The sequence below is a fragment of the Nocardiopsis sp. TNDT3 genome, from assembly GCF_003427465.1.
Lineage (GTDB): Bacteria > Actinomycetota > Actinomycetes > Streptosporangiales > Streptosporangiaceae > Nocardiopsis > Nocardiopsis dassonvillei.
The window spans coordinates 1-7,820 of the sequence record NZ_QPFC01001007.1; the positions used below are offsets into that span (position 1 = coordinate 1).

At 72.5% G+C, this 7,820-nt stretch carries 5 protein-coding genes and 1 pseudogene; 3 read left to right on the plus strand and 3 right to left on the minus strand.

Going from position 1 to position 7,820, the window contains the following annotated elements:
- The 3 genes and pseudogenes from DQW06_RS22905 to DQW06_RS22915 form a co-directional block, all read right to left on the minus strand.
- Positions 1-713 (minus strand): annotated as a pseudogene (locus DQW06_RS22905) (phosphodiester glycosidase family protein); the annotation flags it as partial.
- Positions 714-1,070: 357 nt separating this feature from the next.
- Positions 1,071-2,420, minus strand: coding sequence for an MFS transporter (locus DQW06_RS22910; protein ID WP_013152142.1), 1,350 nt, complete (start codon positions 2,418-2,420; stop codon positions 1,071-1,073).
- A 91-nt stretch (positions 2,421-2,511) separates the two neighbouring features.
- Entirely contained in the window at positions 2,512-3,111 is a 600-nt protein-coding gene (locus DQW06_RS22915) for a TetR/AcrR family transcriptional regulator (RefSeq protein ID WP_013152143.1), read from the minus strand.
- Positions 3,112-3,201: 90 nt separating this feature from the next.
- Between DQW06_RS22915 and DQW06_RS22920 the strand changes: the two genes are divergently transcribed.
- From DQW06_RS22920 to DQW06_RS22930, 3 genes are read left to right on the plus strand one after another with little or no spacing between them, the layout of a single operon-like run.
- Positions 3,202-4,758, plus strand: a complete 1,557-nt coding sequence (locus DQW06_RS22920) for a class I adenylate-forming enzyme family protein (RefSeq protein WP_117199286.1) — start codon at positions 3,202-3,204, stop codon at positions 4,756-4,758.
- Between the two features lie 16 nt (positions 4,759-4,774).
- The gene (locus tag DQW06_RS22925; protein ID WP_232238685.1) at positions 4,775-5,956 is read left to right on the plus strand and encodes an acyl-CoA dehydrogenase family protein; all 1,182 of its coding nucleotides are present in this window, start codon (positions 4,775-4,777) and stop codon (positions 5,954-5,956) included.
- Complete coding sequence (locus tag DQW06_RS22930) at positions 5,953-7,782, plus strand: alkyl/aryl-sulfatase (protein WP_117199287.1); 1,830 nt, start codon at positions 5,953-5,955, stop codon at positions 7,780-7,782. Before DQW06_RS22925 ends, DQW06_RS22930 begins: the two co-directional genes overlap by 4 nt.
- Positions 7,783-7,820 lie beyond the last annotated feature (38 nt).

Below are 7,820 nucleotides of genomic sequence, written 5' to 3' on the forward strand. Positions count from 1 at the left end.
TCGACGGCGCCCCCGGAGACCACGGCCTCGGCGACGGCCGTGTCCCCGGGGCTGGTCCCGGGTTCGTACACCACGTGTGCGCGGGGGTGGCCGCCCCAGTCCGACGTGTACAGACCGAGGCCGTCCGCGGGGACGGCGGAGGTGTTGAGGGCGTCGATGTCGAGGTCCCCCGACGGCAGGGACGCGGTCCCTTCGAAGGCCACCTGGCGCACGCTGCCCCTGCCCCCGGCGTCGATGACCACGGCGTTGGCGAACCCCGGGTCGGGCGAGGTGAGCAGGCGCCCGTCGCTCATCCCGGCGCCCAGGGGGGCCTGGGTCGCGCCGATGTCGAAGTAGCCGCCGTTGACCGCGGCGACCACGGTGGACCCCTCCGGGGGCTCGACGGCGGCGGCCATGTCCGCGACCGTCGCGGGGGAGGTGAGGCCGCCCCCGTCGACGTACTCGACCCCGACACCCTCGGTGAGGTCGACGGTGAGGAGGCTGGCGAACTGCTCCCCGCCGCCCCCGGCGCCCGGGACGGGACCGGAGGCGAGGTCCACCCCGGCGGCGATCCGCTCCTCCACGGCCCCGGCGATCCCGCCCGCCGGCGCGGCGACGTCGGCCGTCACCCGGGACGACGGCGCGGCCAGGACCATGGGCGCGACGAGCACGGCGATGACGGGGAGCGCCGCCGAGCGGACGGGGCCCGGGGGTCTTGGGCGGGACAGGTTCACGGGGGCACCCCTTCGCGTGAGGGCTCGTCTGGGCGGTGGGTGACGCGCCCGGTGTCCGGGCCGTGCACATCCTCCACGACGGGTGCTCTTTCCAACGGTGGTACACACCGGAGGGTGAGGACATGAACACGGGGAGAACAGGGGGGTGCGCGGCGGCCGGAGCCCGGGAAGGGGCCCGTTCTCCGGACTCCGGCGCCGCGTGGTCCGGAGGGAGGGCGCCGCAGGACGCCGCGCACACCCCGCCGGGTCCCTCCGCGGGGCCCCGGGTCCGGGAGATCCGGCCCCGGGTGTCCCGGGAACACCCAAGGGCTCCGGGAGCCCCCAGGTGTTCCGGAGCCCCAGGAACTTCGGGAGCCCTCAGGAACTCCGGGAGTCCTCGGGCGCCCCGGTCGCGGCGACGGCCGCACCGGCCTCCTCCGCCGACGCGGAACCGGTCGCGCGCCGCAGGCGGCCCTGGACCTGTGTGGTGACGACCGCGAAGGCCGCTGTCGTCACCAGGGTGACCGTCATCCACACCCGCCAGTCGCCCACCGCGACCACCTGCGGAGCGAACAGCACCGCGGCGAGGATGAACAACCGGCTCACGAAGTGGTTGAGGCCGAAGGCCACCCCCTGGGCGTCCGGGTGGACCTCCTCGGTGTACTCCGAGAAGCTGGCCATCCACGGGCCGAGGACGGCGCCGAGCGAGAGGCCGACGCCGGTCAGCAGCACGATGACCAGCGGCAGTGAGGCGGACGCCCCCGCGCCCATCGTGACGACGAGCGCCCCGAGCAGCAGCGTCGCCGCCAGCGCCCCGAGGACCAGGAACGGCTTGCGGTTCTGCGCCCTGTCGGAGAGCCGGGCGAAGACCAGGCTGGCCGCCAGGTTGCTGACCCAGAACGACATCACGATCGCGGACGCCGTGCGCACCGCGACGGCGAAGTGGTCCACCAGCATGGTCTGGCCGTAGGCGTTCATGGTGGCGAGCAGGACGTAGAGCAGCGACATCGCGGCCACGTGCGCCCAGACGACACGGCGGCGCAGGAGCAGCCGCAGCCGCTGCCCGGCGGGGGCCGCCCCGCTCCCGCGGGTCGCATGCTCGGTGAGGCGGATGGTGCGCCGCAGGTTCGGAGCCAGGTCGCGCAGGGTGAGGGCGACGACCGTCGCGCCCACGAAGGCCAGGCCGGACATCACGAAGATCTGCGCGCGCCAGGAGTTGTCGAACAGGTCGAGCGTCAGCGCGGCGACGGCCGCCGCGAAGAAGTTGGCTCCGACGGGGCCCCAGCTCCAGAACGCGAAGGCCTGGGCCCGTCCCATCCGCGGCGTGAAGTCCCGGATCAGGGGCTGGGTGCCGGCCATCGCCACACCCTCGACGAAGGCGAGCAGGATACGCGCGGCGGTGAAGTGGACGACCGTCTGCGACAGCGCCATGAACAGGCACGCCGCCGCGGACAGGAACATGAACGGCACCAGTACGCGGACGCGGCCGATCCGGTCGACCAACTCGCCGCCCAGGTAACCGGACACGGCGCCGAACAGCAGCGACACGGCGGTGATCAGCCCGTAGACCTCCAGGGACAGCCCGAGGTCGGCCAGCAGCAGGGGCAGGACCGGTGCGAGCTGTCCTTCGAAGGCCGAGATGAACAACGCCAGGACGACGACGGCGAGCAGGAGCCGGCGCCGGGCTCCGGTGGGGTACTCGTGGAGCAGTCTGCGGTACGACGGCACGGCACCGACCCTTCTCTCATTCCTGGACAGAACGTCCGATAACGTTCTGTGCGTCCAGAACATAAGGGCAGTGACCCGCGCCACACAACCCCTACGTGGGAACCGAGTCGAAACCCGTCGCCCAGTAGCGTCCGCGCCGGGACAGCTCGACCAGCGTCTCCACCACCTGTTCGGCCCCGGGGCGCGGCGCGGGCAGCTCCAGCCACCACAGGAGCACCGAGACCTGCTCTCCGACCCAGGCTCGCGCGATGACGCGCAGGTCCACCCGCGGGCTGATCCGCTGGGTCCGCGCCCGCTCGGCGAAGATGTCGTGGGCCGCCGTGGTCCACGCCTCGACCAGGGCCCGCAGGCCGCGGCCGTCGCCCTCGCCCCGCAGGATCAGCCGGTAGACGTCGGGCTGCTCGGCCGCGTGGCGGAAGAGCTCGGCCACCGGCCGCCCGGTGAACCCGACGCCCTCCCAGTCCGCCGGGGTCATCCGCTCCCGCAGCTCGGCCAGGACGACCTCGACCACGTGGTCGTAGAGGGCCTCCTTGTCGCGGAAGTGCGTGTAGAACGTCGCCCTCCCGGTGTCGGCCGCCGCGGCGATGTGCTCCACCCTGACCCCGGCGTATCCGTGTTCGAGCACCTGGGCGACGAACGCCGCCCGCAGTGCGGCCCGCGTGCGCAGGGTCCGTCGATCCTCGTTTGTCATGAGGCCTTTCTAGCAACGTTCGCACCCCTGGACAGATCCTGGACAGTATGTCTAGTATCTTCGCGTTCGCTCGTCGTCTCTGGAGGGTCCGTGAACCTTGGTGGCTACCTCACCCGAAGCGCGTCCTACTGGCCGGAGGCGCAGGCCCTGGTGTCCGGGGACCGGCGCTGGAGCTACCGTGATCTCGAACAGGAGGCCAACCGGCTCGCCTCCGCCCTGCTCGCGCGCGGTTACGGCCCCGGCATCGCCGTCGCCACCCTCGCCGGCAACCGCGGCGAACTGGTCGTCGCCGAGATGGCCGTCTGCAAGGCGGGGTGCCTGCGCGTGCCGATCAGCGCCCGACTGGCGGCGGCCGAGGTCGAACACGTCCTCCTGGACGCGCGGGTGCGGCTGATCCTCGTCGACGGGGCCAACCTCGGCGCGGTGCGCGAGATCGTCGACGGGCGCGCGCTCGACTGCCTCGTCGTCGCCTTCGACGACGGGGCCGACGCGCCCCTGACCTACACCGCCCTCCTCGCCGAGGGCGACCCCGCCCCGGTGGCCGTGGACCTCGACCCCCACGCTCCGGCGGTGCTGAACTTCACCTCCGGTTCCACCGGCACCCTCAAGGCGGCCGTCCAGACGGTCGAGAACCGCCTGTCCAACATGCGCAAGCTGGCGATGAACCCCCAGGGCTCGGTCGGGCCGGACTCGGTCTACCTCGCACCCGGCCCCATCACCCACGCCAGCGGCATGGGCATCCTCGGCTGCTTCTTCCGCGGCGCCACGGTCGTGGTGCTCCCGTCCTTCGACGCCGAGGCCTACCTCGACGCCCTCGAACGCGAGGGCGTCACCCACACCTTCCTGGTACCGGTGATGCTCAACCTGGTGCTGGCCTCACCGACCGCGGGGCGCCGGGACCTGTCCCGGCTGCGCAGCGTCACGGTCGGCGGCGCGCCGGTGAGCCCCGCGCGCCTGCGCGGTGCCGTCGAGCTGTTCGGACCCGTGGTCAACCAGGGCTACGGGCAGGGGGAGACCACGAGCGCCATCACCTTCCTCACCTCGGAGGACGTGGTACGGGGGATCGAGTCCGACCCCGAGCTGCTGCTCTCCTGCGGGCGCCCGGTCTTCGACACGGAGGTCCGTGTGGTCGACGACGGGGGAGAACCGCTGCCCGCGGGCGAGGTGGGCCAGATCGTGGCGCGGGGGCCCGACTGCGTGCGGGAGTACTTCCACGCCGCGGAGGCCACGGCCGAGACCTTCCGCGACGGCTGGGTGTACACCGGCGACCTCGGCTTCCAGCGTCCGGACGGCTACCTGTTCATCGTGGACCGCCAGAAGGACATGATCATCTCCGGCGGCTACAACGTCTACTGCACCGAGGTGGAGGCCGCCCTCTACGAACACCCCGCCGTCTTCGAGGTGTGCGTGGTGGGCGCCCCGGACGAACGGTGGGGGGAGACCGTCAAGGCGTTCGTGGCGCTCCGACCCGGCGCCGGGGCCAGCGGGGAGGAACTGCGCGAGTTCTGCGCGACCCGGCTGTCCCGGGTCAAGCTCCCGCGCGTCGTCGAGTTCGTCCAGCAGCTCCCGCGCAACCGCAACGGCAAGATCGACCGCCGCGCCCTTCGCCAGCGCGAGTGGGCGGGCACCGAACGAAAGGTGGGGTGAGCGGGCCGTGACCTTCATGCTGCGACCGGGCTACCACGACAATCCGCGCCTCGACGCGCTGGTCACCGGGCTCCGGGACTACCTGTCCGGAGAGCTCGCCGACTACGAGGAGGAACTCGGACTGACCCCCGAGGCCGAGCTGCGCCGGTCCATGCTGGAACCGGTGTGGCGGCGCAGCCGCGAACTCGGCTTCTACGGCGTCCACCTGCCCGAGCACCTCGGCGGACAGGGACTGTCCCACACGGAACTGGCGGCGCTCAAGGAGGAGGTGGGCGCCTCCGGCCGCGTGCTGGCCACGAGCGTGCTCGGCGACATGGGCGGACCGCTGCGGATCGGCGCGATCTTCGAGCACGCCACCGAGTACCAGACCGAGAAGTACCTGCTCCCGGTCGTCAGGGCCGAGCGCGCGTGCTGCTTCTCCATGACCGAGGACGACGCGGGCTCCGACGTGCGCCGTATGCGCACGACCGCGACCCCGGTCGCCGGCGGCTACCGCGTCACCGGGCACAAGGTGTTCAGCACCGGCGGCACCTTCGCGGACTTCTCGATCCTGGTCGCCCGCCTGGACTCCTCCGACGACCGGTACTGCGCGTTCTTCGTCGACCTGGACTCCCCGGGCTGTCGCGTCACACCCGGCAGGACGCCCCTGTCGGGCCAGAACATCGAGAGCGACGTCGTCCTCCAGGACTGTTTCGTCCCCTCGGAGAACCTGCTCGGCGAGGAGGGGCAGGGCCTGCGCATCGCCCTCGGCCGGGTCACGACGAACCGGCTGCTCCACTGCCCCACCGCGCTCGGCGCGGCCCGGCGGGCCATCCGCCTGGCCCTGGACTTCGCCGCCACGCGCCAGGTGTCCGGCGGACTCCTCATCGAGAAGCAGGCGATCCAGCACAAGCTCGCCGACATGGCCACGGACTTCTACGCCGCCCGTTCGATGACCTACGACGCCCTCGCCGCGCTCGACGCGGGGGAGCGGCCCCGGGTGGAGTCCTTCATGTGCAAGCTGTTCGTGGCCGAGCGCGCGTTCGCCATCGCGGACCAGGCGATGCAGATCCACGGCAAGGCCGGGATGGTGCGCGGCGCCCCGGTGGACGTGATCTGGCGGCAGCTGCGCATGTTCCGCGTGCTGACCGGCGCGTCGGAGATCCAGCGCAACGGCATCATCCGCGAACTCGCCAGAGCCGAGGGGGCCCCGGCATGACCGACGCGAAGCCACCGGAGCGGGACCTTCCCGCCGAGGACGGGCAGGACACGCGCGACGCCGAACGCGGCTTCCTGGGGACTCTGGAGCCCGCACGCGTCACCGACGCCGCCGGACGCGTCGTGTACGACGCCGACGCCTACGCCTTCCTGGACGCACCGGCGCCCGCGACGGCGAACCCGAGCCTGTGGCGGCAGAGCCGGCTCGCGGCCATGCACGGCCTGTTCGAGGTCACCGAGGGGATCTACCAGGTCCGCGGGTTCGACCTGGCCAACATGACCCTGGTCGAGGGCGACTCCGGCGTCATCGTGATCGACACGCTGACCTCGACCGAGACCGCCGCCGCGGCGCTGGCGCTCTACCGGTCCCACCGGGGCGACCGGCCGGTCACGGGCGTGGTCCTCACCCATCCGCACGCCGACCACTTCGGCGGTGCGGGCGCCGTCCTCGCGGACGCGGCCGACGACGTCCCGGTGCTCGCGCCCGAGGGCTTCATGGAGCACGCGGTCTCCGAGAACGTCTACGCCGGTCCGGCGATGGCCCGGCGGTCGGGTTTCATGTACGGCACCGCGCTCGAAGCCTCCGCCACGGGGCACCTGGGCTGCGGCCTGGGGCAGCGCCTGGCCACCGGCACGATCGGACTGGTCGAGCCCACCGAGTCGATCACCCGGACCGGCCAGGTCCGCGTGGTCGACGGCGTGGAGATCGAGTTCCAGCTCACGCCGGGGACGGAGGCGCCGGCCGAGATGAACATGTACTTCCCCGCTCGGCGGGCGCTCTGCCTGGCCGAGAACGCCGTGCACACGATGCACAACATCATCACGCTGAGGGGCGCCCAGGTCCGCGACGCCCGGCAGTGGGCGCGCTACCTCACCGAAGCCCTCCAGCTCTTCGGCGGCCGCTCCGACGTCGCCTTCGCCACCCACCACTGGCCCACCTGGGGCGCCGACCGGATCGAGGGGTTCCTGACCGGGCAGCGCGACCTCTACGCCTACCTGCACGACCAGACGGTGCGCCTGATCAACCGGGGCCTCACCCCCCGCGAGATCGCGGAGGAGCTGACGCTGCCGCCCGCCCTGGACCGGCAGTGGGCCAACCGCGGCTACTACGGGTCGCTGAGCCACAACGTCAAGGGCGTCTACCAGCGCTACCTCGGCTGGTTCGACGGCAACCCCGCCCACCTGTGGGAACACCCGCCGGTCGAGGAGGCCAGGCGGTGGATCGGCCTGCTCGGCGGTGTCGACCGGGCGCTCGCGCACGCGGACGCCCTCGTCGAGGAGGGCGACCTGCGCTTCGCGGCCACCCTGCTCAACCACGCGGTCTTCGCCGAGCCCTACCACAGCGGGGTGCGGCAGCGGCTGGCCGACGTCTACACCGCGCTCGGCCACGGCTGTGAGAACGCGACGTGGCGCAACTACTACCTCACCGGAGCCGGGGAACTCCTCCACGGCCCCAGGACCGCGCGCCGCTCCGGCGGCTCCCGGCTGCTGGCGGCCCTCGACGTCGGGCAGCTGCTCGACTCCCTCGCCGTGCGGGTCGACGGGCCCGCGGCCTGGGAACTCGACCTGCGCATCGACCTGTGCCTCGACAACGACGACGCCCTGTGGCACCTGCGTCTGGCCAACGGCGTGCTCGTGCACTTTCGCGACCCCGACCCCGACCCGCGGGCCCAGCTGACGCTCACCACGACCAGGGGACAGCTGGTCGCCGTCATGACGGGCCGAGGGTGGGAGGAGCTCGAGTACGAGGGCGACCTCCGGGTGCTCCGGGCGCTGCTCGACGTGCTGGAGGCGCCTGACCCCGCCTTCGACGTCGTACGGCCCTGACCCGCCCTCGGCCCGTCATGACGGCGACCAGCTGTCCC

Bases quoted from the DNA above. Each gene is read 5' to 3' on its own strand.
- DQW06_RS22915 (WP_013152143.1), bottom strand. From the start codon at position 3,111: ATGACAAACGAGGATCGACGGACCCTGCGCACGCGGGCCGCACTGCGG.
- DQW06_RS22925 (WP_232238685.1), top strand. From the start codon at position 4,775: ATGCTGCGACCGGGCTACCACGACAATCCGCGCCTCGACGCGCTGGTC.
- DQW06_RS22930 (WP_117199287.1), top strand. From the start codon at position 5,953: ATGACCGACGCGAAGCCACCGGAGCGGGACCTTCCCGCCGAGGACGGG.